This window comes from Streptomyces sp. CB01580 (assembly GCF_001905795.1).
Lineage (GTDB): Bacteria > Actinomycetota > Actinomycetes > Streptomycetales > Streptomycetaceae > Streptomyces.
Genome location: NZ_LIXJ01000004.1, coordinates 297,118 through 321,679 on the forward strand (window position 1 = coordinate 297,118; position 24,562 = coordinate 321,679).

Annotated in this window: 19 protein-coding genes, 1 tRNA gene and 1 pseudogene; 14 read left to right on the plus strand and 7 right to left on the minus strand. The window is 72.8% G+C overall.

Translation table 11 applies throughout. The features are described from left to right. Positions 1-117 precede the first annotated feature (117 nt). Positions 118-399, plus strand: coding sequence for a hypothetical protein (locus AMK22_RS09355; RefSeq protein ID WP_073783241.1), 282 nt, complete (start codon positions 118-120; stop codon positions 397-399). Between the two features lie 284 nt (positions 400-683). On the opposite strand, the gene AMK22_RS09360 is transcribed toward AMK22_RS09355, so the two are convergent. Then, positions 684-1,385: a FadR/GntR family transcriptional regulator gene (locus AMK22_RS09360; protein WP_073783243.1), complete on the minus strand. Its 702-nt coding sequence runs from the start codon at positions 1,383-1,385 to the stop codon at positions 684-686. Positions 1,386-1,551: 166 nt separating this feature from the next. Here AMK22_RS09360 and leuA point away from each other — a divergent pair, with 166 nt between their 5' ends. Further along, positions 1,552-3,354, plus strand: a complete 1,803-nt coding sequence (gene leuA / locus AMK22_RS09365; protein ID WP_073783245.1) for a 2-isopropylmalate synthase — start codon at positions 1,552-1,554, stop codon at positions 3,352-3,354. Positions 3,355-3,578: 224 nt separating this feature from the next. Here leuA and AMK22_RS09370 read toward each other — a convergent pair whose 3' ends face one another. Both AMK22_RS09370 and AMK22_RS09375 read right to left on the minus strand, forming a co-directional pair. Beyond that, entirely contained in the window at positions 3,579-4,526 is a 948-nt protein-coding gene (locus AMK22_RS09370; protein ID WP_073783247.1) for a spermidine synthase, read from the minus strand. A 140-nt stretch (positions 4,527-4,666) separates the two neighbouring features. After that, positions 4,667-5,134 (minus strand): hypothetical protein, encoded by a 468-nt coding sequence (locus AMK22_RS09375; RefSeq protein ID WP_199883172.1) that lies wholly within the window; start codon positions 5,132-5,134, stop codon positions 4,667-4,669. 293 nt (positions 5,135-5,427) lie between these two features. Between AMK22_RS09375 and AMK22_RS09380 the strand changes: the two genes are divergently transcribed. Beyond that, positions 5,428-6,807, plus strand: coding sequence for a transcriptional regulator (locus AMK22_RS09380; protein WP_073783251.1), 1,380 nt, complete (start codon positions 5,428-5,430; stop codon positions 6,805-6,807). Positions 6,808-6,905: 98 nt separating this feature from the next. On the opposite strand, the gene AMK22_RS09385 is transcribed toward AMK22_RS09380, so the two are convergent. Then, the gene (locus AMK22_RS09385) at positions 6,906-7,511 is read right to left on the minus strand and encodes a histidine phosphatase family protein (protein ID WP_073783253.1); all 606 of its coding nucleotides are present in this window, start codon (positions 7,509-7,511) and stop codon (positions 6,906-6,908) included. A gap of 353 nt (positions 7,512-7,864) precedes the next feature. On the opposite strand from AMK22_RS09385, the gene AMK22_RS09390 reads away from it, so the two are divergent. From AMK22_RS09390 to AMK22_RS09420, 8 genes and pseudogenes are all read left to right on the plus strand, one after another. Next, on the plus strand, positions 7,865-8,866 hold the full coding sequence (locus tag AMK22_RS09390; RefSeq protein ID WP_073783591.1) for a phosphatase PAP2 family protein: 1,002 nt from the start codon (positions 7,865-7,867) through the stop codon (positions 8,864-8,866). Then, a pseudogene (locus AMK22_RS37360) lies at positions 8,751-9,917 on the plus strand (hypothetical protein); the annotation flags it as partial. The gene AMK22_RS09390 and the pseudogene AMK22_RS37360, both read left to right, overlap by 116 nt. Before the next feature lie 284 nt (positions 9,918-10,201). After that, the gene (locus AMK22_RS09395) at positions 10,202-11,845 is read left to right on the plus strand and encodes a hypothetical protein (protein ID WP_073783255.1); all 1,644 of its coding nucleotides are present in this window, start codon (positions 10,202-10,204) and stop codon (positions 11,843-11,845) included. Between the two features lie 280 nt (positions 11,846-12,125). After that, entirely contained in the window at positions 12,126-13,460 is a 1,335-nt protein-coding gene (locus tag AMK22_RS09400; protein WP_073783257.1) for an AAA domain-containing protein, read from the plus strand. 343 nt (positions 13,461-13,803) lie between these two features. After that, positions 13,804-14,610 carry a DUF2785 domain-containing protein gene (locus tag AMK22_RS09405; RefSeq protein WP_073783258.1) on the plus strand — a complete coding sequence of 269 codons (807 nt, stop codon included), beginning with the start codon at positions 13,804-13,806 and terminating at the stop codon, positions 14,608-14,610. 217 nt (positions 14,611-14,827) lie between these two features. After that, positions 14,828-15,169 (plus strand): hypothetical protein, encoded by a 342-nt coding sequence (locus AMK22_RS09410; RefSeq protein ID WP_073783260.1) that lies wholly within the window; start codon positions 14,828-14,830, stop codon positions 15,167-15,169. Positions 15,170-15,331: 162 nt separating this feature from the next. Continuing rightward, positions 15,332-16,039, plus strand: a complete 708-nt coding sequence (locus tag AMK22_RS09415; RefSeq protein ID WP_073783262.1) for a bifunctional DNA primase/polymerase — start codon at positions 15,332-15,334, stop codon at positions 16,037-16,039. Beyond that, positions 16,030-16,103 (plus strand) — tRNA-Lys (locus tag AMK22_RS09420). The genes AMK22_RS09415 and AMK22_RS09420 overlap by 10 nt, the downstream gene beginning before the upstream one ends. Positions 16,104-16,268: 165 nt before the next feature. Here AMK22_RS09420 and AMK22_RS09425 read toward each other — a convergent pair. After that, positions 16,269-17,489, minus strand: coding sequence for a M6 family metalloprotease domain-containing protein (locus tag AMK22_RS09425; RefSeq protein ID WP_079186008.1), 1,221 nt, complete (start codon positions 17,487-17,489; stop codon positions 16,269-16,271). Positions 17,490-18,068: 579 nt separating this feature from the next. On the opposite strand from AMK22_RS09425, the gene AMK22_RS09435 reads away from it, so the two are divergent. Next, positions 18,069-19,928: a GGDEF and EAL domain-containing protein gene (locus AMK22_RS09435; protein ID WP_242433891.1), complete on the plus strand. Its 1,860-nt coding sequence runs from the start codon at positions 18,069-18,071 to the stop codon at positions 19,926-19,928. A 27-nt stretch (positions 19,929-19,955) separates the two neighbouring features. Here AMK22_RS09435 and AMK22_RS09440 read toward each other — a convergent pair whose 3' ends face one another. Next, complete coding sequence (locus tag AMK22_RS09440) at positions 19,956-21,155, minus strand: LLM class flavin-dependent oxidoreductase (RefSeq protein WP_079186010.1); 1,200 nt, start codon at positions 21,153-21,155, stop codon at positions 19,956-19,958. A 168-nt stretch (positions 21,156-21,323) separates the two neighbouring features. Next, positions 21,324-22,145, minus strand: a complete 822-nt coding sequence (locus tag AMK22_RS09445) for a maleate cis-trans isomerase family protein (RefSeq protein ID WP_073783266.1) — start codon at positions 22,143-22,145, stop codon at positions 21,324-21,326. A 284-nt stretch (positions 22,146-22,429) separates the two neighbouring features. On the opposite strand from AMK22_RS09445, the gene AMK22_RS09450 reads away from it, so the two are divergent. Both AMK22_RS09450 and ehuB read left to right on the plus strand, forming a co-directional pair. After that, positions 22,430-23,392, plus strand: coding sequence for a D-2-hydroxyacid dehydrogenase (locus AMK22_RS09450; protein WP_073783268.1), 963 nt, complete (start codon positions 22,430-22,432; stop codon positions 23,390-23,392). Positions 23,393-23,658: 266 nt separating this feature from the next. After that, entirely contained in the window at positions 23,659-24,561 is a 903-nt protein-coding gene (ehuB, locus tag AMK22_RS09455) for an ectoine/hydroxyectoine ABC transporter substrate-binding protein EhuB (protein ID WP_073783270.1), read from the plus strand. The last annotated feature ends 1 nt before the right edge of the window (position 24,562 follow it).

Genomic DNA, 24,562 nt, shown 5'->3' on the forward strand with positions numbered 1-24,562 from the left:
ACTTGTGAGGCCGTGCGAGTGCTCAAAGGAGGAATGAAGTTACGCTCCGACTCCTTTCCGTGCATCGTTCTCTACGGAATCTGCCCAATCTGGGGCAGAACAGCGAAGGAGAACATAGTGAGGAACGTCAAGAAGATCGCAGCGGTGGCCGTGGCCACGTGCGGGATCCTCTTCGCCGGCATCGGCGGGGCCAGCGCTGACACCCGTAACGGGGAGGACGACCACCAGGGGGACAACATCCCCGTGCTCAGCTTCATCAACGAGCTCAACTGGGACGAGTCGCCCTTCTGCGGAATCCAGGTCAAGACCGAGGAGAGCCAGCAGCAGACGTCATGCCCGGTTGTGCACCAGGAGCAGCCCGATAACAGCCCCGTCTACATCGCCACCTTCGGGTCCTGATCTTTCATAGCGGTCCGACGGTCCGGCGGTTCGCCCGTCGGACCGTTTTACTTTGCGATCCGCCCGGTAGGCGACCGATGACGGATGTCGGCGACGACGGCCGGCCGACCGGCCGACGTCCGGCGTAGCGCCGAAGGAAGCCCTCGGGGTGAGCAGCGACCGCACAAGGCGCGCACATCTCGATCAGCAGCCGGGCAGCATCGGACGCCGCACGGCCCGGCCTCCGGCCGAACGACGGCACTACGACGGCGCTACGCACTTCGACGGCACTTCGACGACGCGGCCTACGCCGACCTCAACCGGGCCAGCGTGGCCTCCAGTTCGGCCTGGGCGGCCCGTCCCGCGGACTCCGCGTCGCCGGCCACCACGGCCCGCACCAGCGCGTCGTGGGTGGCGTCGCCGTGGTCCGGGTCCTCGCGACGCAGCCCCAGCAGGTCAACGAGGTCGATGAGCCCCTGCCGCAGCGCGGGGGCGAACTCGCCGAACAGATCGGTGAGTACGGGGTTGTGGGCGGCGGCCACCACCGCCGCGTGCAGCGCGATGTCCGCGTCCACGAACTCCGCGTCCGCCCCGCCGCCCGCCGCTCGCCGCGCGGCGAGTGCCGCGTCCAGGGCGACCAGGTCCTCGTCCGTGCGGCGGCGGGCGGCCAGCCGCGCCGCCTGGACCTCGATCAGCATGCGCACTTCGTAGACGTCGGTGACCGAGGCGCGGCGCAGCCTGGTCGGCCAGTCCTCCGTCACCCGGTCCGCGACGACGAAGACGCCCGCGCCCTGGCGGGACTGGAGCAGGCCGAGGGTGGCCAGGGTGCGGACCGCCTCGCGGACGGTGGAGCGGCCCACGCCGAGCGTCTTGGCGAGGCTGGTCTCGCCCGGGATCTTCGTGCCGACCGGCCAGCGCCCCCCGGTGATCTGCTCGCGCAGATGGTGCGTGGCCTGTTCGACCAGGGGGCTGGGGCGGAGCGGACCGAGCGAGGACACCGAATTCACCTGTCAGGTTGTCTGAGGACTTGCTTTCTGGCTACTGTACCGGCATGACGCACAGCGGTCTCCTTCTTCTCGGCTGCCGCGGCGGGGCCTGAAGCGACCGGCGCCCCGCCGCGGGTGCCGTGTGCTGTGCCGGTCGCATCCGGCGATGCGAGAAGAGACCGTTTCCATGTCCGAGAGCCCCGTTTCCCCGACCGCCGACCGCCCCGTTCCGGCACCGGTGCACCGCTTCCCGACGATCCGCACCCCGCGCGGCCCCGTGCCCGCCGACGCGCCCCACTGGAACCGGCAGCGTTCCAGCTCCATGCCCTCCCACCGCTACCGCTCGGCGTTCGACCGCGTCGCGGTGCCGCTGACCGACCGCGCCTGGCCGCAGGCCCGCGTCGAACAGGCCCCGCTCTGGGTGCCCGTGGATCTGCGGGACGGCAACCAGGCGCTGGCCGAACCGATGGACACCCCGCGCAAGCGCCGCATGTTCGACCTGCTCGTCGCCATGGGCTACAAGGAGATCGAGATCGGCTACCCGTCCGCGAGCCGCACGGACTTCGACTTCGTACGGCACCTGGTCGACACCGACGCCGTGCCGGACGACGTCACCGTCGTCGTCTTCACCCCGGCCAAGCCGGATCTGATCGACCGGACCTTCGAGTCCGTCGAGGGGCTGGACCGTGCGGTCGTCCACCTGTACACGCCGACCGCGCCGGTCTGGCGGGATGTCGTGCTCGGCCGCGACCGCGCCGAGGTACGCGCCCTGGTGACGGACGCGGCGACCCGGATGGACCGGCTGGCGCGGGCCCTGACCAGGACGGACATCCGCTTCGAGTTCTCCCCCGAGGTCTTCATCCTCACCGAGCCGGACTTCGTCCTGGAGCTGTGCAACGGCCTCACCGAGCTGTGGGACGCCTCCCCGGACCGGCCGGTCATCCACAACCTGCCCGCCACGGTGGAGATCGCCACGCCGAACGTGTACGCCGACCAGATCGAGTACATGCACCGCCACCTGGCCCGGCGGGACGCGGTGATCCTCTCCGTCCACCCCCACAACGACCGTGGCACCGGCACCGCCTGCGCCGAACTCGCCGTCCTGGCGGGCGCGCAGCGCGTGGAGGGCTGCCTGTTCGGCAACGGGGAACGCACCGGCAACGTCGACCTGGTCAACCTGGCCCTCAACCTGCACGCCCAGGGTGTGGACCCGATGATCGACTTCTCCGACATCGACGAGATCCGCCACACGGTCGAACACTGCAACCGGCTGCCGGTACCGCCCCGCCACCCCTACGCCGGCGAGCTCGTCCACACCGCGTTCTCCGGCACCCACCAGGACGCCATCAGCAAGGGGTTCGCCCATCGCGCACGTGGCGACGAGGAGCGGTGGGAGGTGCCGTACCTGCCGATCGACCCGGCGGACCTGGGGCGTACGTACGAGGCGGTCATCCGCGTCAACAGCCAGTCGGGGAAGGGCGGCATCGCCCATTTGCTGCGGAGCAACCACGGCGTGGACCTGCCGCCCCGGATGCGTGCCGACTTCTCCCGCACGGTGCAGGCCGCGACCGACGACAGCGGCCTGGAGGCCACGCCGAAGGACCTGTGGGAGCTGTTCGAGGCGACGTACCTGGTCCCCGGACGGGACGGGGACGTGGTCCTGACGTCCTGGTCCACGGACCGGAACCCGGCCGGTGAGCACCGGTTCGTCTGCACACTGCGGGTGGGCGAGCGGGAGGGCGACTACGAGGGCACGGGCAACGGCCCGGTCTCGGCGTTCACCCACGCCCTGGCGGCGGCCGGGATCGAGGTGGACGTCCTCGACTTCACCGAACACGCGACGACGTCGGGGCAGGGCAGTCCCGCGGTGGCGTACGCGGAGTGCCGGGTGGGCGCCGACGGGAAGCGGTGCTGGGGCGCGGGCCGGGACACGTCCGTCCTCACGGCATCGATCCTGGCGGTGCTGTCGGCGGTGAACCGGGCGGGGTAGCGCGGCACGGCACGGGCGGCCGGGCGCCGCCCGTCCGCCCGTGCGCGGGGACGGCGTGCAGGCCCGTACCGGCCCGCCCGCACGCGGGTCCGTACGGGGCGTGTCGACGCGGGAGGCACGGGGGCGGGCGGGCGGGCCCGGTGGTGCGGGTCGTCCCCGTACCGCCGCCGCGCCCGTTCGGTGAGCGGGCGCTGTCGGTGAACGGGTGCGGTCCGCCGTCCGTGTCAGCCGAACGCCGACGGCGGTGGCGCCGGGGAGGGTCTGGCGTCCGCGTCGGTCACCGCCGCCGCGCCGCCGGTGAAGTCGGTGAGCGCCCGCCCGTGTTCGACGCGTCCGGGGTGAGGATCGGTCGCGACTCGGCGGGTCAGTTCCGCGAGTCCCGGCGGCAGGTCCGAGGCGAGCAGCACGGCGTTGCCGAAGCGACGGCCGCGCCAGACGGCCGGGTCGGCGGCGAGCGCCAGTTCGGGGAAGACGGCGGCCGCGGTGGCGATCTGGCCGCGCAGATGGGCCAGTGGCGGGCCGTCCGCGAGGTTGGCCACGTAACTCCCGCCGGGCTTCAGGACCCGTCGCACCTCGGCGAGGAATTCCGTACTGGTGAGGTGCGCCGGGGTGCGGGCGCCGCTGAAGACGTCCGCGATGACCAGATCCGCCCAGCCGTCGTGGACCTTCCCGAGCCCGGCGCGGGCATCGGCGGCACGGACCCGGATCCTGGCCTGCGGGTCCAACGGCAGCTCGCGGCGCACCAGTCGGACGAGCGCCTCGTCCGTCTCGACGATCTGCTGGGTGGAGCGCGGCCGGGTCGCGGCGATGTAGCGGGCCAGGGTGAAGGCGCCGCCGCCCAGGTGCACGACGTGCAGGGGCTGCCCGGGCGGTGCGACGAGGTCCGCGATGTGGCCGATCCTGCGCTGGTACTCGAAGGACAGGTACGTGGGATCGTCGAGGTCCACATGGGACTGAGGGGCACCGTCGAGGGTCAGCGTCCAGGCGCGGGGGCGCTCTCGGTCGGGCACCAGCTCGGCGAGGCCACCGTCCACCTGCTCTGCGACGGGCTCCGCGCCGCGTCCCCCGCGCCCGGATCCTCGCCCGGCCTCGTGCCCGGTACCGCTGTCGGCCCTGCGACCGGATCGTTTGCGGGCGGTCGCGCCCCCGCTCGACGCTCCTCGACGTGCCACTGCCGCTCGTGCCTGCTCACCGCTCATCGCTCCGGACCGGTGCGCGACCGGCCGTGCCGGGAAACCCCGGCCACCGGCCCATTATGGGCGACCTAGCCGGACGCCCCGTAGCGGCGGCTAGGGACGCGCGCGGGCGGCGGTCAGCAGCAGTTGTCGGCCGCCTCGATCAGCCGGGCCGCCTGGTCGAGGGCGGCCCGCAGCACGGCCGGGTCGGTGACAGGGGCGTCGTCCCCGGGCGGCAGCAGCCAGCCGCTGTCGCCGGTCGGCGGCTCGGCGGGGACGCTCAGCCCGCGGCCGTCGGTCCGCGTACAGGCGCTGCCCGGGACGTCCCACGCCTCGGCCGTGCCCGGCGGCACCAGGAAGCCGAGGGTGTCACAGGCTCCGTCGTGCAGGACCGGGCCCACGGCCTCCTGGTCGGCGCCCCGGCGCAGGATGTCCACGGCCTCCAGTCCCTGACGGGCCGGAACGGTCACCAGATCGCAGGGTTCGGCGTCGTGCCCCTCCGTGGACGCGGCGGGTGGTGCGGCATCCGTCGTGTCCGTCACAGCCTTCGCGGCCGGGGTCGTCGCAGTCGTCCGCGAGCCGGTCTCCGTGTCGAGATGCAACAAGGGACCTCTCCTCTCATCGCCGGATCTCATCACTGGGCGCATCACCGCCGGATCTCATCACCGGGCGAAGCCGGATTCCGTCTTCCGAAGGGTCCAACGCGCCGACCGCGTCAAGGGCTACGGCGCCGCGCCGCCGCAATGGGTGGCAGTTCATGGCAGATCGCGGGCGAGATGCCCCTTTTATCGGCAAACACTCCCTGTGTGACCGGTCACAGCCGGTACGTTCGTGCACCGCCGGGACACACCGGGGCACCGGAAGCAGGAACCCGGCTGCAGAAGAGAGGTCCTGGTCCATGGTGTCGACAGGGGCAGTTCCCAACCTCGCCTTCCGACGGCTGCGCGGACAGCGCTCCGCCGGGGAGTTCGCCGCCGCGGTACGCAGATCCGCCCGCGAGATCGGCGAACGGGTCGCGTGCGACGCCCGGTACATCGGACGTGTGGAGTCCGGCGAGATCCGCTGCCCCAACTACGCGTACGAGCGGGTCTTCCTGCACATGTTCCCCGGGATGTCCCTGGTGGACCTGGGCTTCTCACCGCGCGAGACGGTACGCGGCCGGGCCGCGCGGGCCACCACCGAAATCCCCCCACCCCTTGTGTTCCACAGCGAATCCCCTGTGCTCCACAGCGACACCGACGAGGAGAGCGACGTGCTGCGTCGCGTATTCATGACGAGCGGCACCACCGTGCTGGCAGCCGCACCCCTGGGTTCCGGTCCCGGCGGCACGCCCGCCGCCAGGGCCACCGCCCCCGACCGGCACCGGGTCGGCGAGGCCGAGGTCAGTGCCGTGGAGAGCGCGGTACGACGGATCCGGCTGCTCGACGACCGGCACGGCGGCGACGGACTGTACCGCGATGCGTCGCGGCCGTTGCGGACGGCCTACGCGCTGCTCGACTCGGGTACCGCCGCCAGGCGCTCCACCGCCGACCGACTCCACGCCGGGGCGGGCGAACTGGCCATCTCGGTGGGCTGGCTGGCCCATGACTCCGGCCGGTTCGAGGACGCCCGCTCGCACTACGCGGAGGCGCTCGCCACGGCACGGGTGGCGGGTGACGCGGCGCTGGAGGCGCACGCGTTCTGCAACGCGTCGTTCCTGGCCAGGGACACGGGGCGGCCCCGCGAGTCCGTACGCGCCGCCGAGGCCGGGCAGCGGGCGGCGCGACCGCTGGGCTCGCCGCGGCTGCTGGCCCTGCTCGCGCTGCGGGAGGCGGGCGGGCGGGCCGGGTTCGGGGACCGGACGGGCTGCGAACGGGCGATCGGCCGGGCCCGCACCGCGTTCGACCGCGGACCGTGCGACGCCGATCCGGAGTGGATGACGTTCTTCCGGGAGGCGGAACTGGAGATGCTGGAGGCGCAGTGCTGGTCGGCGCTGGGCGACTGGCCGCGGGCGGCCCGCCACGCACGGCGGGCGATCCGGCTCCAGGACCCGCACTTCACCCGGAACCTGGCGCTGTACCGGGCCGAGCTGGCCTGGGACCTCGCCCGGGCCGGCCGGACCGAGGAGGCGGCGACGGCGGGCCACCGGGTGCTGGACCTGCTGGACGGCGTCCGGTCCTCCCGCATCCGGACGATGCTGGCGGGCACGACGCAGGTGCTCGCCCTGCGCCGGGACACGACGGACGAGGTACGGGGATATCTGGAGCGGTACGCGGCCGTGTCGGGGGTCTCCACGTAGGCGGCCCGAAGGGCTCGAAGCCCCCGGGGACCGAGGCAGGAGGACCGGGGGCCGGAGGACCGGGGAGCGGAGGACCGGGGGCGCCCGGTCCCGTCCGGCTACCGCCCCGAACGCTCCAAGTGACCCGTGTCGTTCCAGCGTTCCACCGCCGGTGCCCCGTACGCCCAGCCCAGTACCGAGAGGGACGTCGGGTCGAGCCTGATGCGCGCCGCGAACGACACGTCCTCGCCGAGCCACCGCGCGCCCAGCGCCCGCAGGATGTGGCCGTGGGCGAAGACCAGCACGTCGCGGTCGGCCGAGCGGGCCCATTCGACGATCCGGTCGGCGCGTGCGGACAGCTCGGCCAGGGTCTCCCCCTCGGGCACCCCGTCGCGCCAGATGAACCAGTCGGGCCGGATCGCCTTGATCTGCGCCGGGGTCATCCCCTCGTACGCCCCGTAGTCCCACTCCAGGAGCGCGTCCCACGGCTCGGCCCGGTCCGCGAAGCCCGCGATGTCGCAGGTCTCCCTGGCCCGCAGCAACGGGCTGGTGCGCACTTCGAGACCCGGCAGCTCCGCCCACGGTCCGCCGTGCAGCCGCTCGCCGAGCAGCTCGGCGTCGGCCCGGCCCGAGTCGAGCAGGGGGATGTCCGTCCGGCCGGTGTGGTTGCCCTTGACGGACCATTCCGTCCGTCCGTGCCGGGCGAGCAGGATACGCGGTGCCATGACGGCTCTCTCCCTGAACTGAACTGAGATCTGGGCCGATTCCCCGAGAAGGGATCCGAGGCCGGAGATCAAGGTGAAAACGAGTCGAAGAGGAGTCGGCATCGGCTCGACATCCACTCGACATGGGCCCGGCATCGACTCGACATTGGGTCGACGCGGATCTTCCGTTCCTCCATCATCGCGCACCGCTCCGGAAGGCAACCCACGGGGCGTAACAGGCGTCCCTCCCTGCGCAGAAGAATCCGCGCGCACGGGGGATCCGACGGGCACCCCGGGGGTGATCGCGGCCGACCCGCGCCTTACGGTTGAACGCCCGCCGTCGGCCGCTTGAACACATGATGGAGAGCAACCGGATGCAGCATGCCAGCACCGTGCCCGAGCCTCGCCCGCGGCCCCGTTGGTGGACCGAGCTGCCCCTGCTGGCCCTGGTGTACGCGGCCTACTCGGCGGGCCGGCTCCTGGCGCGCGGCGACGTGTCCACGGCCGTCGATCACGGCCTGGCGATCCTGCGCCTGGAAAAGACGCTCCACATCAACGCCGAGCACCCGCTCAACCGGCTGTTCACCGCCCATCCCGCCCTCGGCATACCCTCCGACTTCGCGTACGCCTCGCTGCACTACCTGGTTACCCCGGCCGTCCTGGTCTGGCTCTTCCGCCGCCGCGCGACCCTGTACCGCAGGGCCCGCACCTGGCTGATGACGTCCACCGTCCTCGGTCTCTTCGGCTTCACGCTGATGCCGACCTGCCCGCCCCGGCTGCTGGACGCCGCGCACGGCTTCGTCGACACGATGGCGCAGTACAGCTCGTACGGCTGGTGGGGCGCGGAGGCGAGCGCCCCGCGCGGTCTGGGCGGGATGACGAACCAGTACGCGGCGATGCCCAGCCTGCACGTCGGCTGGTCGCTCTGGTGCGGGATCGTGCTGTGGCGTCACGCCCGCCACCCGCTCGTCCGGGCCGCCGCCGTCGCATACCCCCTGGTCACCACGCTCGTGGTGATGGGCACGGCCAACCACTACTTCCTCGACGCGGTGGCGGGCGCCGCCGTGATGGGCGTCGGAGCCCTGCTGACCACCCCGGTGATGCGCGTCACCGACCTGATCGGGGCCCGGCTCTCCACCCGCTTCCCGCGGCTCGCGCCGACCGAGAAGTCCGCCGAGTCCGCGATTGTCAGTGCCGGATGCGAGACTTCGGCGGGTGAGCGAATCCCTGGCCAGCGGACCACCTCCGCAGACTCCCCCCATGCCGGAACGGCGGGCGCCGCGGGCGCCCCGGCCCGTCCCGTCCCCCGGGCCGAAGCCGCCGCACGAGCGGGAGCCGGAGCGGCGGGGGACGACGCTTCGACAGCGGCTCGCTGAGCTGCGCGGGCCGGATGTCGCGCCGCGTCCGCTGGACGCCCGCGCGCTGGCCGCCCTCGCCGCCAACCCCGGCTGCCGACGCCGCGCCCTGCTGGACGGCGCCGGGGTGGACAAGGCGGCGCTGGCCGAGGCGCTCGGCTCACCGGCGCCCTTCGGGCAGTCGCAGTTCGCTCTCGTCCGGGGCAATTCCTTCGAGGCCAAGGTCAAGGCCGACGGCGGTACGGAGCTGATGCGGCTGCTGTACGAGCACCTCGGCGGCGGCGGTCCGCCGCCCGACGAGGTGCTGGTGCCCGATCTGGCCGCCGCCGGTCCCGAAGGACGCTCCGCGCGGACGGCGCTCGCGCTGCGGGAGGCGACCGGGGCCGGTTGCTGGGCCCTGCTGGACCACCCGATGCTGACCCTGGACGTGGCCGGCTCCCCGGTCCATCTGGAGCCGGACGCGGTGGTGGTGCACCCCGACGGCACGTGGACGGTCATCGAGATCAAGTCCTTCCCCATGGTCGACGGCTCCGCCGACGCGGCGAAGGTCGGGGCGGCGGCCCGGCAGTCCGCCGTCTACGTGCTGGCGCTGGAGCGGCTCGCGGAGCTGACCGAGGGCGCCGAGGCCGGTCACCGGGTGCTGCTGGTCTGCCCGAAGGACTTCTCCAACCTGCCCACCGCGTCGGTCGTCGACGTGCGCAAGCAGCGCGCGGTCACGCGGCGCCAGCTGACCAGGCTGACCCGGATCGAGGACATCGCGGCGGCACTGCCGGAGGGCACGACCTTCGATCCGGCGTGCTCGGCACGGGAGTTGGACGCGGCGGTCGAATCGGTCGGCGCGGCATACGCTCCGGAGTGCCTGTCCACGTGCGAACTGGCCTTCCACTGCCGGGCGAAGGCCCGTACGGCGGGTGCGGTGGAGGCGCTGGGGCGCAGCGTGCGCGGGGAACTCGGCGGGCTGACCACGGTCGGCGCGGTGCTGGCCGCCGCCGCGGGCAAGGAGGGCGATCCGGCGGATCCGACGGTCGCGGCCCTGCGGCGTGCGGCGGCGCTGCGCGCGGAGGCGCTGGAGTGCGTCGGCGCGTTCCCGACGGGCGGCACTGGTGCGCCGGGGAACGGCGCGGCGACACGGAACGGCGGCGCGGGCGTGCCGGGGAGCGGCGCGGGCGTGCCGGGGAGCGGCGCGGGCGTGCCGGGGAGCGGCGCGGGCGTGCCGGGGAGCGGCGCGGGCGTGCCGGGGAGCGGCGCGGGCGTGCCGGGGAGCGGCGCGGGCGTGCCGGGGAGCGGCGCGGGCGTGCCGGGGAGCGGCACCGGCGTACCGGCGGCGGGCGGGACGGTCCCGGGGAGCGGTGCGGCATGTCGCTGATCAGTACCCTGGCCCGGCTGGAGGCCGTGGAGAGCGGCCGGGCGCGACCGCTGGCGACGGTCCGACACCGCCATCTCACCGACCGGCCGCTGGTCCTGGTGCCGTTGACGACCGCCGGTGAGGCGGGCGCGCCGCTGGGTGCGCTGGTCGGCACCGACCGGGACGCGCCCCGGCTGCTGGCGGTCCCGCAGCCGCGCGACCGGGACCTGCGGTTCTCCTTCCTCGCCGACCTGGCCGACGCGGTGCTGCCGCACATCGAGGCGTACGAGGACGTCGTCGAGCCCGCGGAACGCAACGAGACCGACCCGGCGACCGGGAAGCGGACCAAGGTCGAGGTCGAACTGTGCGCGGACGCACCGCAGTTGATCGTGCCGAGCCGGGCGGGCATCGATTTCGTGCGGCTGCTCGGCCGCTCCATGCGGTTCCGGCGCACGGCCGAGGACGAACCCGACGCCCCGTACCCCGCCCCGCCCCGCGTCCCGTTGCTGGGCCGCTGGCTGACGCATTACGGGGAACGGGCCCGGGTGCCGGGTTCCTCGCTGCTGCTCGCCGTCACCGATCTGCTGAACCGGCACTGGGCGACGGGGCAGAGCAGCCTGGAGGACCAGCATCTGGGCGCGCTGCTGGCCTGGATCGATGCTCCCGCGGGCGAGTCCGGGGCGTCGGCGGCGCTGCGCGCGGAGTCGGCGCGGGACGGCGAGGGCCAGTTGCTGTGTCCGCCGGCCGGTCCGGCCACGGATCCGGCGTTCGACAACCGGCTGCTGGCGCCCGCCATCGAGCGGTACGACCGGGCGCGCACCGCGCTCGCGGCGGCCGAGGACGGCCTGTCGGCCGATGCCCGGCTGGCCGGACTGACCGCCGCCGAGCGGGAGATCAGGGCGTTGCTGGCCGGGGTGATGCGGCCGACGTGGGACGCGGTGTGGCGCGGGCTCGACCTGTTGCGGGAGTTGCCCGCGGGGGCCAGGACGCAGGAGCGCTGGACGCGGGACCGCTGGTCGTTCACCGGTCACCGGGACCGGGTGCGGTCGGGTGAGCCGCCGCAGCCGCGCCGGGACGACGCGGTGACGGCGGCGCAGAAGCTGGCCTCGCGCGAGACGGCGCAGGCGCAGCTGGAGGCGCAGGAGGCGCTGGACGATCCGCTGGTGCTGGCCGGGCGGCGGCTGGCCGGTGAGGCGTTCGTGGGCGAGGTGACGGAGGTGGTGATGGCGTACAGCGAGTCGAAGCGCCCGTCACCGCGTCCGCTGGTCACGGTCCGCACGGACGAGCGCCCGTATCTCGGTGAGCGCGTCAAGGTGTATCGCTCGCTGGACGGCAGACCGCAGACCGCCGAGTTCGTGGAGTACGTGGCGGAGCCGGAGGACGGGACCGCGGACGGGTGCGTGGCCGGGGACGGGCGCGGGCCCGCGCTGGTGCTGCGGATCACCGACCGGATGGGGCGGAGCAAGGAGCCGGCCCCCGGTTCGGTGCCCGAGCCGGGTGACCGGATCGTCTGGACGCTGTTCGAGCACGACCAGCGCGGCGGCCCGAAGCTGCCGGACCCGGAGGAGACGCCCTGGACGCACGGCGGGCCGCCGGGCGCGGCGGCGGGGCACGCCGAGCATCCCGACCCCGTGACCGCGGAGGATCTGCTGTGACGCGAGAGTGCGGAGGACTTCGCTGTGACAGGGGCGCTCGGCCCGGTCGTCGAAGTGCCGCCTGCCGTGCGGCGCGTGGCACTTCCCGCTCGGGCGGGGAAGCCCCCATCGCTCGTGGCGTTGCCGGGGTCGTCCTCGTGCGTCCGGTACGAGGACGGTCCGCCGCCTCGCGATCGCACACACCTGACATCGCACGGCCCGGCCTCCGGCCGAACGACGGCACTTCGACGACAGGACCCAGGAGGACCTCGTGGTGACGCGTGACCCCGAAGGAGTCGCCATGACGGCCGGATCCGACCCGGGTGTCCAGGCCGCGCGGGCGACCGACGCGATCCTCGCCGACACCCTGGGCGGTGCGTCGCGCGGGATCGTGGTGGACTCCCCGCCGGGCGCGGGCAAGTCGACGCTCGTGGTGCGCGCCGCGCTCGAACTGGCGGCGGCGGGCCGCCCGTTGATGGTGGTGGCGCAGACCAACGCCCAGGTCGACGACCTGGTGGTGCGGCTGGCGGAGAAGGACCCGGACCTTCCGGTGGGCCGTCTGCACAGCAACGACTCCGACCCGTACGACCCGGTGCTGGACGGCCTGGACAACGTGCGGAAGTCGGCCAAGGCGGCCGATCTCGCGGGGCTCGACATCGTCATCTCGACAGCCGCGAAGTGGGCGCATGTGAAGAACGTCGAGCCGTGGGGCCACGCGATCGTCGACGAGGCGTACCAGATGCGTTCGGACGCGCTGCTCGCCGTGGCGGGGCTGTTCGAGCGGGCGCTGTTCGTCGGTGACCCGGGCCAGTTGGACCCGTTCTCGATCGTCGGCGCGGAGCAGTGGGCGGGGCTGTCCTACGACCCGTCCGCGAGCGCGGTCTCCACGCTCCTGGCACACAATCCCGGGCTTCCGCAGCACCGGCTCCCGGTGTCGTGGCGGCTGCCGGCCTCGGCCGCGCCGCTGGTCTCGGCCGCGTTCTACCCGTACACGCCGTTCCGCAGCGGTACGGACCACGGGGACCGGCAGCTGTCGTTCGGGGTCGCGTCCGACGGCTCGGCGCCGGACCGGGTGCTGGACGAGGCCGCGGAGTCCGGCTGGGGCCTGCTCGAACTCCCGGCCCGGCACACCCCCCGCACCGACCCCGAGGCGGTACGGGCGGTCGCCCTGGTGGTCCGTCGGCTCCTCGACCGGGGCGCCGCGGCGACGAGCGAGCGCTCCCCGGCCCCGGTCCCGGTGACGGCGGACCGGGTCGCCGTCGGCACCGCCCACCGCGACCAGGCGGCGGCGGTCCGGGCGGCCCTCGCGGACCTGGGCGTGACGGGCGTGGCCGTGGACACGGCGAACCGGCTCCAGGGCCGCGAGTTCGACGTGACGGTGGTGCTGCACCCGCTCTCCGGCCGCCCGGACGCCACGGCGTTCCACCTGGAGACGGGCCGTCTGTGCGTCCTGGCCTCGCGCCACCGGCACGCCTGCGTCGTGGTGTGCCGGGCGGGCGTCGCGGAACTGCTGGACGAGCACCCGTCGACGGAGCCGGTGCGACTGGGCGTCACGGTGAAGTTCCCGGACGGCTGGGAGGCCAGCCACGCGGTGCTGTCCCACCTGTCGGAACACCGGGTGCCCTGGCGGCCGTGAGCACCCGACCGCCGAGGGTTCCCCGCGCCGCGGGCCGTTTCTTCGAAGTGCCGTTGTTCGGCCGGAGGCCGGGCCGTGCGGCGTCCGGTACGCACGGTCGCGAGGCGGAGGACCGTCCTCGTACCGGACGTACGAGGACCACTCCGGCAACGCCGCGGGCGATGGGGGCTCCCCTGGCCGAGCGGAGCCGAGAGCTCGGGGAAGTGCCGGGCGCCGCACGGCAGGCGGCAGTTCGACAACAGGGCCCGGGGCCACCGGAGAGGGCACGTGCAGGGCGTTCGCCCGCAGGGCCACGGGCGATAATTCCGGAGCGTCCCGACCCCCGCACCCATAGGATCCATCCGTGATCAATTGGGAACATGTGTACGCAACGGACTTCGCCCTCCCCTCCACGACCACCCTGGACGAGGCGGTGTCCGAGCTCGCCGCCTGCCTGCGCGATCCCGATCCCGAGCTGCGCGACGGTTACCCCTATGTGGTCCTGCGGACCTGGATCGCCCGCGATGTCATCAACGGCTCGCGACGGATCCGCCTGGGCGACGAGATGGCCGTCCGCTTCACCGACCCGCACCTGCACGCGCGCACGTTCGCCCCGCTGGTCCTGGACATGATCGTCAGCCGGGGCGACTTCCGGCGGCCCTGGCTGGACGCGTTCGCCGACTGGTACCCGACGGAGACCGAACTGCGTGGTCACGACGACGAGTTGGGCTGGCTCCACGCGGTCGCGCACGGGGCGGATCTGCTGGGCACCCTCGGCACCCACCCCGAGGTCGACCCGGTCGCGATGCTCGACCTGGCCGTGGCGCGGATGCTGGCCCCCACCGACCACGTCCTGCGCGACCAGGAGGACGACCGCCTCGCCTGCGCCCTTGGGCGGATCCTGGCCGATCCCCGCCTGTCCCCCGGAGCTTCCGTGGACTGGCTGGACCCGGTCGAGGCCGCCTTCGCCGCCCTGGGCAGCGGACCGACCCCGCCCCACATCTCCCACACGATGCGCACGCTCCGGGCCCTGTACGTACTCGCCGACACCGGCTTCCCCGCCCGCCGTGACGGAGGTCCGCTCCTGCGGGTGGTCCGTCCCGACCCGCTCAAGGCGCGGCTCGCGAAGGTTCTGGCGCCTGTGTTCGACGCCGCCTGCTCGGTGGGGTGAGCCGAGTGCGGTGAGCCGGCGGCGGCACCACCCCGGAGCCGTCCTCCCGGCCCCCGCCCCGGAGCCGCCTTCCCGGCCTCCCGCCCCGGAGCCCCCTCCCGGATTTCACGATTCCGACGAGTCCACTCGCGCGGCGTTGGACAATGGAGGGTGGCCCACCGGGGCCCGAGGGATCCCTCCCGGATCCTGCGGGGCCCGCCGAAGGAGGAATCACCACATGCCACAACCCGAGCGGAACGAACAGCAGCGGCTGCGCCCCGCGCCCCTGCTCTTCGAGCCGACGGCCGCGGTCGCCGACCCCGAGCACTTCTTCGACCTGGAGTCGATGGAGGATCCGCGGGAGCTGCTGGCCCGGGCCACCGAGCTGACGCTGGCCTTCCGCGCCGCGACCGATCGCGCGGTCGAGTTCCAGGCGATCGCGGCCGCGCAGCTCGCCGATCCGCGTCGGTTCGACCGGCTGACGACCGCGGACATCGCGGAGCGCGCCGAATGGACCGAGGACTACGCCAAGAAGATGGTCGAGTTCGGCCGGAGCCTGCTGGGCGGTTCGACCCCCTGAGGCGGCGGAGACGGCCGCCGACCGGGCGAAGCAACCGCCCGAGGAGCTGGATTACGGCCACTGGCATATGCCGGGGCGCAAGATACTCCTTCCCACCCCACCCTGTCCCGGATTCCGGCAACTCTCGGAATCCGTTTGATCACGCCCGGTAGACATGGGCACATGAGCGCATGCCTGCCAGACGAAACGACCCTGCATCACGGCGACACCCCTCACCGGGGCTCCCGGTACGGCGACGCCGGCATCCTCGCCGTTCTGCAGGACCGGTCCACGAGCCAGACGGCCCAGGTCACGGCGGCCGGCGCCGCATGGCTCGCCGGCGCCTCCGCCTATCCGCGGAGCACGCTCACGCAGTGGGAGGCGCGTCCCGACTCCCCCGCGGCGCTGCCGTGCGGATCGGCCTTCGACGTCGTGAACGTACCCACGCTCTTCGGGCGCCGGATGCTGGAGCAGCTGTGGTCCAACGGTCCCGGTTCGGGACCGGTCGCCACGCACCGCGGCCGGATGCTGCTGTTCGCCTCCCCCGGCACCGCGCAGCGACTGCCGTCGCTGCTCGACTGGGAGGAGTGGGGCGGCGGCGGCCTCGAACCTCGCGGCGGCGCGGAGGACGACACCAGGGTCCCGCCCGTGCTCTGCCACGGCACCGGGGACGCGGTGACCGTCCCGCCGCTGACCTGCGCCCCCAACGCGCCCGGCCCCCGCTGGGTGGTCGCCCCGGACACCCGCAACCCCTGGCTGCCAGGGCCGGACGTCCTGCTGTGGGCCTGCGTACGGGTGACCAGATCAGCACCGTCGGCAGCGGCCCGGAATCCGATTTTTCCTACCGCCGATCAGGGTGCTAATGTCTACGACGTCAGCAGGCGCCGCTAGCTCAGTTGGTTAGAGCAGCTGACTCTTAATCAGCGGGTCCGGGGTTCGAGTCCCTGGCGGCGCACAGACGGAAGAAGCCCCTCTCGCGAGAGCGAGGGGGGCTTCTTCGTGCTCGTGACGGATCCGTGCGACGCCTCTCCCGGTCCGGCCCGCGCGATGTCCACGGCCGAGGCCGCCCGCCCGGCCCGCGCCGCGCGTCCGGCCGATGCCGTCCGCGCCACGTTCCCGTTCAGGGCCGCGCCCCTGTGACGATCCGGACGTTCCAGGAGCCCGACGGATTTCGGCCGAGGACCTCGACCCTGGTGTGCGCCTCCGGGATGCTGAAGCTCTCGCCGACGCGCAGCGGGGCGTCCGCGAGCGGCGCATAGACGGACCGGCCCCAGCAGGCCCCGGAGCGGGGATGGGTGTCGACGACGTCGACCGGGCCGCCGCCGGACGGGGTCGCGTTGCGCACCCGGTAGATCAGGACGCCTTCGGTGCAGGTCATCCGGTCGTTGCCGGTGGCGCTGCGCGCCTCGACGGCCACGGCGCTCCCTTCACCGGTACGGATCACCGCGAGCCGGGTACCGAGCGGGGCACCGGCCGCCGGCACCGCCGCGACCGGTTCCAGGGTGATGTTCTGGGTGCCCTGGACACAGATCACCTGCTCACGTTCCAGCCACCCCAGCTTCCATTTTTGCCAGCCGAAGAAATCGGCGGCGAGCCCGAACTGACTGCCTATCACATCCCAGTCGCCCACGTAGGTGTCCCAGTCGCCCTTGCTGTCGGACGGCCGGTGGTAGAGGTCGGGCAGGTCGAAGAGATGCCCGGTCTCGTGGGCCAGCACGTTGCGGTCCGGGGGGTGCTGTTCGAAGACGGTGACGATGCGCCGGATGTCCGTACCGTCCATGCGCAGCGGACGGCTGAAGTTGACGACCTTGGTGGCATCGGAGTCGACGCCCGGGGCGTCCGGGTCGGCGACCAGGTAGACGAGGTCGAACCGCGAGAAGTCCACCTTCGGGTCGATCACACCGATGGCGTCGCTCAGATAGGCGGCGCGCCGTTCGCTGTCCCAGTCGCGCTGCATGCCGTACCAGTCCGACGGTCTGGGCATCCGGATCCACTGCCGCAGCGGGTGCGGTCGCAGGGTGAACTTCCCGTACGAGGAACGCTGGAAGAAGTGGGTGGTGGCGGGGAAGTGGTCGGCGGCGAGTTCGGCGGGGGTGGTGGTGGGACTGTGATCGGGGAAGGACAGGAAGATCATGACCGCGTCGAGAGGGTGGTCGGGGCGAGGGTACGTCTCGTTCCAGCCGTCCACGCCGAGCGAGTGGTGGGCCTCGGTCCGGGGCAGCGCGCACGGCCCCTGCTCTCCGGTGGCGGCAGCGGCCGGCCCGGCTACGAGGGAGGTGGCCACGAGCGCCAGGAGCGAGGTCGTGGCCGCGGTCACACCGCGCAGACTCGGCCTCTCCACTCCCCCGGTTCTGCGCTGACGCGGCACAACTACCTCCGGGTGCGAGATCCGATCACGCACCACCTTGTGATGGTTCGAGGCTTTCGTCCTGTTGGGCTGCCCCAGTCGAGTCAGCAGCCCGTCGAGGCGTTCACCCTCACGGACAGTCACAATTAATCACGGGCACGCCACTAGAGAGCGGAACTGGACTCGAACCGCTCACAAAAGATCAGTCATGGGCAAATCGGATCCATGCGGGACTGACCCATGCGGGGCGAACGCGTGGCGCGGAAGGGTCGGACGCTGGAACGGCCGACGTACCAGCCTCTATGCTTCACCAGGCTTTCCCCCACGGTTACCGCCTCCGACGGGCGGTACGCCGAGCGGCGGGCCGGCCCGGCCACACCTGTTCAGGACAGAACTGCACGGCAGGAGCGAACGGTGAGCGGAACCTCCGAAGGGCCGAGGCCCGCGGCGGGCACACACTCCCACTCCGCAGGACCGCCGGTCACGGAGCGTGACACCCCATGGCCTCCTGCCGGTGGCCATGGATCCGAGCCGCACGGCTATCGGGCGGCCTTTCGGGCCGCCACGCTGCCGATGGCGGTGGTCGACCACGAGGGCCTGGTGGTCGCCGCCAACGACGCGTTCGGCGATCTCCTCGGCTCCCGCCCCTCGGATCTGACCACGCAGTCGGCGGCCGACCTCCTCGATCTCGCGGCGGACGGACGCACCTGGCACGCGTACCGCGAAGTGCTGCACGGACGGCGCGCGCGGTTCCACTGCACCCGCAGGCTCAAGCATCCGGACGGCCGGTCGCTGTGGGCCGAGGTCACCGTCGTACCGATGCCCGAACCGGAGAGCGGTCCGGAGCACGGTCCGGGGAGTGGCACGAAGCCCCGCCCGGTGCCGGTGCCCGACCCGGAGAACGGGCGGAGGCACGGCGCAAAGGACGGTCCGGGACACGGAGCGAAGAACGGTCCGGAGCACGGCGGGGCCGGTCGTTCCGGGCCCGGCCGGGTGCTGCTCTCCGTCGCCGACATCAGCGACCGGCGCGAGCTCCAGAAGCGGCTGCGGCATCTCCAGATGCACGACCCGGTGACCCGGCTGCCCAACCGGGCCCTGTTCTTCGAACGGCTCTCGGCCATTCTGGAGACTCCTCCGTACAGGGACGACCGGATGGTCCCCGGGCACGGCCGGATCGGGCTCTGCTATCTCGATCTCGACGGCTTCAAGGCCGTCAACGACACACTGGGCCACCGGATCGGCGATCAGTTGCTGGAAGCCGTCGCCGCACGGCTCACCGACTGCGCGGCCCAGGACGACCCGCGCGTGCGGGACGGACGGCACCGCCACGGGCCCCATCTCGTGGCGCGGCTCGGCGGCGACGAGTTCGCGGTCCTGGTCGAGGACTCGGCGGGCACGCAGCAGCTCACCGATCTGGCCCGCCGCTTGCTGACGGCGTTGCAGAAGCCGTTCGACCTGGGCGGGCGGCGGCTCTCCGTCTCGGCCTCGATCGGGGTGGTGGAACGGCCGGTCGCCGGTACCTCGGCCACCGGTCTGGTGCAGGCCGCCGACACCACGCTGTACTGGGCCAAGGCGGACGGCAAGGCCCGTTGGACGGTCTTCGACCCGGAACGCAACGCCCACCGGATGACCCGGCAGACGCTCTCCTCCAACCTGCGGCCGGCCGTCGAACGCGGCGAGTTCACCATCGAGTACCAGCCATTGGTCGGCATGGCGGACGGGGTGGTGCGCGGTGTGGAGGCCCTGGTCCGCTGGAACCACCCCCAGTTCGGCATGCTCTCGCCGAATCGGTTCGTCGCGATCGCCGAGGAGGACGGTTCGATCGTCCAGCTGGGCCGGTGGGTACTGCGGTCCGCCTGCCGCCAGGCACGACGCTGGCAGCTCGATCACCCGTCCGAACCACCGCTGTTCATCAGCGTCAACGTCGCCGTGCGGCAGGTCTGGGACTCCGACCTGGTCACCGATGTCGCGGAGATCCTCGCCGAGACCGGCCTCGAACCGGGCCTGTTGCAACTGGAGCTGACCGAGTCCGCGGTGATGGGCTCGGCGGGCCGCCCGCTCCAGGCCCTCCAGCAGCTCAGCGACATGGGCGTACGGATCGCCATCGACGACTTCGGGACGGGCTACTCCAACCTCGCCTATCTGAGCCGGCTGCCGGTCTCCGTGCTGAAGCTGGACGGCTCGTTCGTACGCGGCTTCCGCCATGACGACGGCGCCCACGCGAGCCCGGCCGACGAGACGATCGTCGAGGCGATGGTGCACCTGGCGCACCGCCTGGGCCTGACCGTCACCGCGGAGTGTGTGGAGACGGCGGGCCAGGCGGAGCGGCTGCGCAGGATCGGCTGCGACACCGGACAGGGCTGGCTGTACTCGCGCGCGGTGGCCCCGGAGCGGATCGCCGAACTGATCGGCCGCCGGAGACTGACCGTGTGAGAGCCGGGCCGTCCGCGGCGGCCCGGGTCAGGCCGTCGGCAGACCCGGCAGGCTCGACGAGCTCGGCAGCTCGTACGCGTCCGCGATCAGTTCGTAGCTGCGCAGACGGGCCTCCCCGCCATGGGCGTTGGCGGTGATCATCAGCTCGTCGGCGCCGGTGCGCTCGGCCAGTGCGTCGAGGCCGGTACGGACCTCGTCCGGCGTGCCGTGGATGACGTCGGACAGCCAGTTGTCGACGAACTCGCGCTCCATGGGCGTGAAGGCGTACGCCTCCGCCTTCTCCGGCGTCGGGACCAGGCCCGGGCGGCCGGTGCGCAGGCGGACCATGGACAGCGCGCCGGTGAGCACCTGGCGGCGGGCCTCGCGTTCGTCGTCGGCGGCCAGGGCCGAGACACCGATCAGCGCGTACGGGGCGTCGAGCAGCCCGGACGGCCGGAACGAATCCCGGTACAGGTCGAGGGCCGGGATCGTGTTCCGCGCCGAGAAGTGGTGGGCGAAGGCGAACGGCAGACCGAGCACACCGGCCAGCCGGGCGCTGAACCCGGAGGAACCGAGCAGCCAGATCGGCGGCCGGGCCGGGGACTGCACGCCGCCCTCGGCGGTGGCCTGGACCGGCCCGGGCACGGCATGGATACGGGAGTAGGGGTGGCCGTCCGGGAAGTCGTCGTCCAGGAACCGGGTCAGCTCGGCGAGCTGCTGCGGGAAGTGGTCGGCGCCCTCGTCCGGCCGGTCCGTGCGCCGCAGGGCGGCGGCCGTGGCGCCGTCGGTGCCGGGGGCCCGTCCGAGACCGAGGTCGATGCGGCCCGGGGCCATGGCGTGGAGGGTGCCGAACTGCTCGGCGATGACCAGCGGGGCGTGGTTGGGCAGCATCACCCCGCCGGACCCGAGCCTGATGCGCTCGGTACGGGCGGTGAGGTGGGCGAGGATCACGGCCGGCGAGGAGGAGGCGACGCCGGGCATGGAGTGATGTTCGGCAACCCAGTAGCGGTGGAAGCCGCGGCGTTCGGCGAGCCGCACGATGTCCACGGCGGTGCGCAGCGCCTGGGTGGCGGTGCGGCCCTGGCCCACGGTCACCAGGTCCAGCACGGAGAGAGGGACGGGGGCCGTGCCCTCCGCCCTGCCGCGGATCCCGTCGTACCGGTGCCCGTCGCCCCGTACCTCGTTCGCGTCGGCCTCGTTCCCACGGCCTCCGTCGACCCGGTTCTCGTCGCCCCGGTTCTCGTTCACGTCCCCGCCTCTCCTGGTGATGCGCCCGGCTGTGTGCACGGCTGCGGCTGCGGCACGGCTGCGGCTGCGGCTGCGGCTCACACGTCCGCGCAAACGTAACAGGAGGAGACCTCCGGTTATTCCGGCCGACCCCCTCCAAAGGTCCGTGGCCGATGGTCCGCGACCGGTTCATTCCCCCCGTCCGCCGGGCTCGGAGCGCCTCCCGGAATGCCCCTTCCTGCGGCTGTGCGCCCAGGCACGGCCCTCGCCCCACCTGGCGACCGGGGCCGGAGGCGCCTCGCGGGCCGCGAAGATCCTGCCCAGCCTCGGGGACCAGGCGCGGCGGTCCGCCAGCCGCAGCCCCTCCCTGGCCGTGACCTGGTTCCCGGTGAGGACCGGTTTGCCGAGGAGTGCCTCCAGTTCCGGCACGTACGAGACGGTGTGCAGGGCCGTGTCGGGCAGCAGCACCGCCTCCGCGTCCGGCCGGTCCGCGGCTTCGGCGAGTTCCTTCACCTGGTCCGGACCCCAGCGGGCGGCGTCGGCGGCCGAGGCGAGAGCGGCGGTGCGGGTGGCCGTCACCTCGATGCCCGCGGCGTGCAGGAAGGAGGTGAACAGTGCGGCGATGTGCTCGGGGTAGGTCGTGGCGACGGCGACACGGGCGGCGCCCAGTTCCCGTACCGCGTGGACGAAGCCGAAGGACGTGCTGGACACGGGCACCCCGGCGGCCCGGGCCAGGGCGGCGATCTGCTCGTGGCCGCCCTCCCAGCCGTACAGGAAGCTGCCCGCGCCGCTCGCCCACACGACGCACTCGACTCCGGCCCGCTGGAGCTCCGCCACCCCGGCGACCAGCCGTTCGGGCGCACCGGCCCTCATCAGCGCGTCGGTCCGGTAGGCGTCCTCGTCGACGGTGATGTGGTTCACGACGAGGCGGACCGCGTCGAGCAGGATCTCCATCCGGGGGAAGTCGTCCTCCGCGGAGTGCCCCGGGTAGAGAATGCCGAGGGTCGTCATGGCCGCCCTTCCCTTTCCCGTCCGTCTCTTCTCGCGCCCGTTCCAGCCTGCCCCCGCACGGCGCCGCCGGTCCCCCCGCCCGTCTCTTCTGCGGCACGACATTCGATTTCATTCACTTCCTCCCAGTTTCCCCCATTCGCCGAGGACCGGCCGGATCCGGCCGCCGGAGGGTCTCGGCCGGCCTCCGCGCCCGTCGTGTGCTGTTGACGAAGACGGACGCGGGTGCGAGCGTGGTCAATCCCCATATCCCAGACGCATCAGACGCAGCGGAGCGACCGCCTCTCATGCCCGAGCCCACCCTGCTCGTCCTGGACACCGACCCGTCGCCGCGTCTCGGCCGGCTGATCGGACGCGCCGACGTCCGGTACACGGACGGGGCCGGGCTCGCCGCGCGGCTCCCGGAGGCCGATGTGCTGCTGGTGTGGGACGCCGCCTCCGACGCGGTGCGCACCGCGTGGCCCGGCGACGGGCCACGTCCCGCATGGGTGCACACCGCGAGCGCGGGCGTGGACCGGCTGCTCTGCCCCGAACTGTTGGCTTCCGACACGGTGGTGACCAACGCGCGCGGTGTCTTCGAGCGGCCGGTCGCCGAGTACGTGACCGGGCTGGTGCTGGCGTTCGCCAAGGATCTTCCGCGCACCCTGGATCTCCAGCACCGGCGGGTGTGGCGGCACCGGGAGAGCGCGCCGGTGGCGGGCAGTCGCGCGGTCGTCGTCGGCGCGGGACCGATCGGCCGGGAGATCACCCGGCTGCTGATCGCCCTCGGCGTCCAGGTGGCGCTCGTGGGCCGCACGGCCCGGCGCACCGTCCACGGCGTGGCGGACCTGGACCGGCTGGCCGCCCAGGCCGACTGGGTGATCTGCGCGGCGCCGCTGACGGAGACGACCCGTGCCATGTTCGACGCGCGGTTCTTCGGGCTGATGCAGCCGTCGGCCCGGTTCATCAACGTGGGGCGCGGCCCCTTGGTCGTCGAGGACGACCTGGCGCAGGCGCTGCGCAATCGCTGGATCGCGGGCGCGGCGCTCGACGTGTTCAGCCAGGAACCGCTGGATCCCCGGAGCCCGTTGTGGGACGTACCGGACCTGATCGTGTCACCGCACATGGGCGGCGACACGGCCGGCTGGCGGGACCGCCTCGCCGAGCAGTTCGTGAGGATGTACGAACTCTGGGCGGCCGGGCAGCCGTTGCCGAACGTGGTGGACAAGCGACGCGGATACGTCCCCGATCGCGACCGCAACGACAACTGACCTCGGCCCGAACCCGGCCCCGGCCCGGTCCCGTCGCGCCCGGCAGGCTTCACGCCCACCACCGCGCGTGACGAGCCCTCACCGTACTTGGCGTGCGCCGGAATACACGTGCACACGTCGCCAACTCCCCCTCCCCGAAGGGACACGGAAAGGTCTCCCTCCGGCCACGGTTCGGCCACAGGCGGGCGCTTCCTGCATAGACGTACGGGATCGGGCAGGCGCTCCACCTGTCCGAACCGCCCGATCCCTCCAGGAGTTCAGGAACCATGGCCGACTTTCCCCACCTGTCCCGCAGGGGCTTCCTCAACCGATCGGCGGCCGTGGGCGGCCTGCTCGTCGTTCCCGGTCTGCTCTCCGCGTGCAGCAAGACCGACGCCGGCGCGGCGGGCGGCGCCGGAGCCCTGGACAAGCTGCGCGAGCAGGGCTTCGTACGGGTCGCGTACGCGAACGAGGCTCCGTACGGCTATCTGGAGGGCAAGCAGCTCAAGGGCGAGGCGCCCACCCTGCACCGCGAGATCTTCAAGGCGCTCGGGGTCGACGAGCTGAAGCCCACCCTCTCCGAGTGGGACGGTCTGATCCCCGGCCTCCAGGCGGGCAAGTACGACGTGGTGAGCGCCGGTATGGCGATCACGCCCGAGCGATGCGCCAACGCCCTCTTCTCGGAACCCGAGTTCATCTCCCCGACCGCGCTGATGGTGAAGAAGGGCAATCCGAGGAAGATCACCGACCTGGCATCGGCGAAGGCCGCCGGGATCACCGTCGGCGTGATGTCGGGTGCCGTCGAGGGTACGTACGCCGAGGGCGCGGGCATCGCGAAGGACAGGATCAAGACGCTGCAGAAGCCGCAGGACGGAGCCGACGCGGTGAAGGGCGGCCGGATCGACGCGTTCCTGCTCACCGGCATCTCGCTGCGCTGGCTGGCGAAGACCAACCCGGAGACCGAGGTCACCGAGCCGTTCGTACCGGAACTGGGCGGGAAGAAGCAGTACAGCCCCGGCGGTGCCGTGTTCCGCAAGGGCAACGAGGACCTGCGGGACGCCTTCAACCGCGAGCTGAAGAAGATCGTCTCGGACCGTTCGCGGTATGTGGGCCTGCTCCAGGAGTACGGCTTCGGGGCCAGCGAGCTCCCGCCGGCCGCACTGAAGACGGCCGATCTGTGCGCGGGCTGAC

What these genes read in the sequence shown, in the direction of transcription:
- leuA (WP_073783245.1), top strand. Translation starts at nt 1,552, where the DNA reads ATGTCCGAGAGCCCCGTTTCCCCGACCGCCGACCGCCCCGTTCCGGCA.
- AMK22_RS09380 (WP_073783251.1), top strand. Translation starts at nt 5,428, where the DNA reads ATGGTGTCGACAGGGGCAGTTCCCAACCTCGCCTTCCGACGGCTGCGC.
- AMK22_RS09385 (WP_073783253.1), bottom strand. Translation starts at nt 7,511, where the DNA reads ATGGCACCGCGTATCCTGCTCGCCCGGCACGGACGGACGGAATGGTCC.
- AMK22_RS09390 (WP_073783591.1), top strand. Translation starts at nt 7,865, where the DNA reads ATGCAGCATGCCAGCACCGTGCCCGAGCCTCGCCCGCGGCCCCGTTGG.
- AMK22_RS09395 (WP_073783255.1), top strand. Translation starts at nt 10,202, where the DNA reads ATGTCGCTGATCAGTACCCTGGCCCGGCTGGAGGCCGTGGAGAGCGGC.
- AMK22_RS09400 (WP_073783257.1), top strand. Translation starts at nt 12,126, where the DNA reads ATGACGGCCGGATCCGACCCGGGTGTCCAGGCCGCGCGGGCGACCGAC.
- AMK22_RS09410 (WP_073783260.1), top strand. Translation starts at nt 14,828, where the DNA reads ATGCCACAACCCGAGCGGAACGAACAGCAGCGGCTGCGCCCCGCGCCC.
- AMK22_RS09415 (WP_073783262.1), top strand. Translation starts at nt 15,332, where the DNA reads ATGAGCGCATGCCTGCCAGACGAAACGACCCTGCATCACGGCGACACC.
- AMK22_RS09435 (WP_242433891.1), top strand. Translation starts at nt 18,069, where the DNA reads ATGGCGGTGGTCGACCACGAGGGCCTGGTGGTCGCCGCCAACGACGCG.
- AMK22_RS09445 (WP_073783266.1), bottom strand. Translation starts at nt 22,145, where the DNA reads ATGACGACCCTCGGCATTCTCTACCCGGGGCACTCCGCGGAGGACGAC.
- AMK22_RS09450 (WP_073783268.1), top strand. Translation starts at nt 22,430, where the DNA reads ATGCCCGAGCCCACCCTGCTCGTCCTGGACACCGACCCGTCGCCGCGT.
- ehuB (WP_073783270.1), top strand. Translation starts at nt 23,659, where the DNA reads ATGGCCGACTTTCCCCACCTGTCCCGCAGGGGCTTCCTCAACCGATCG.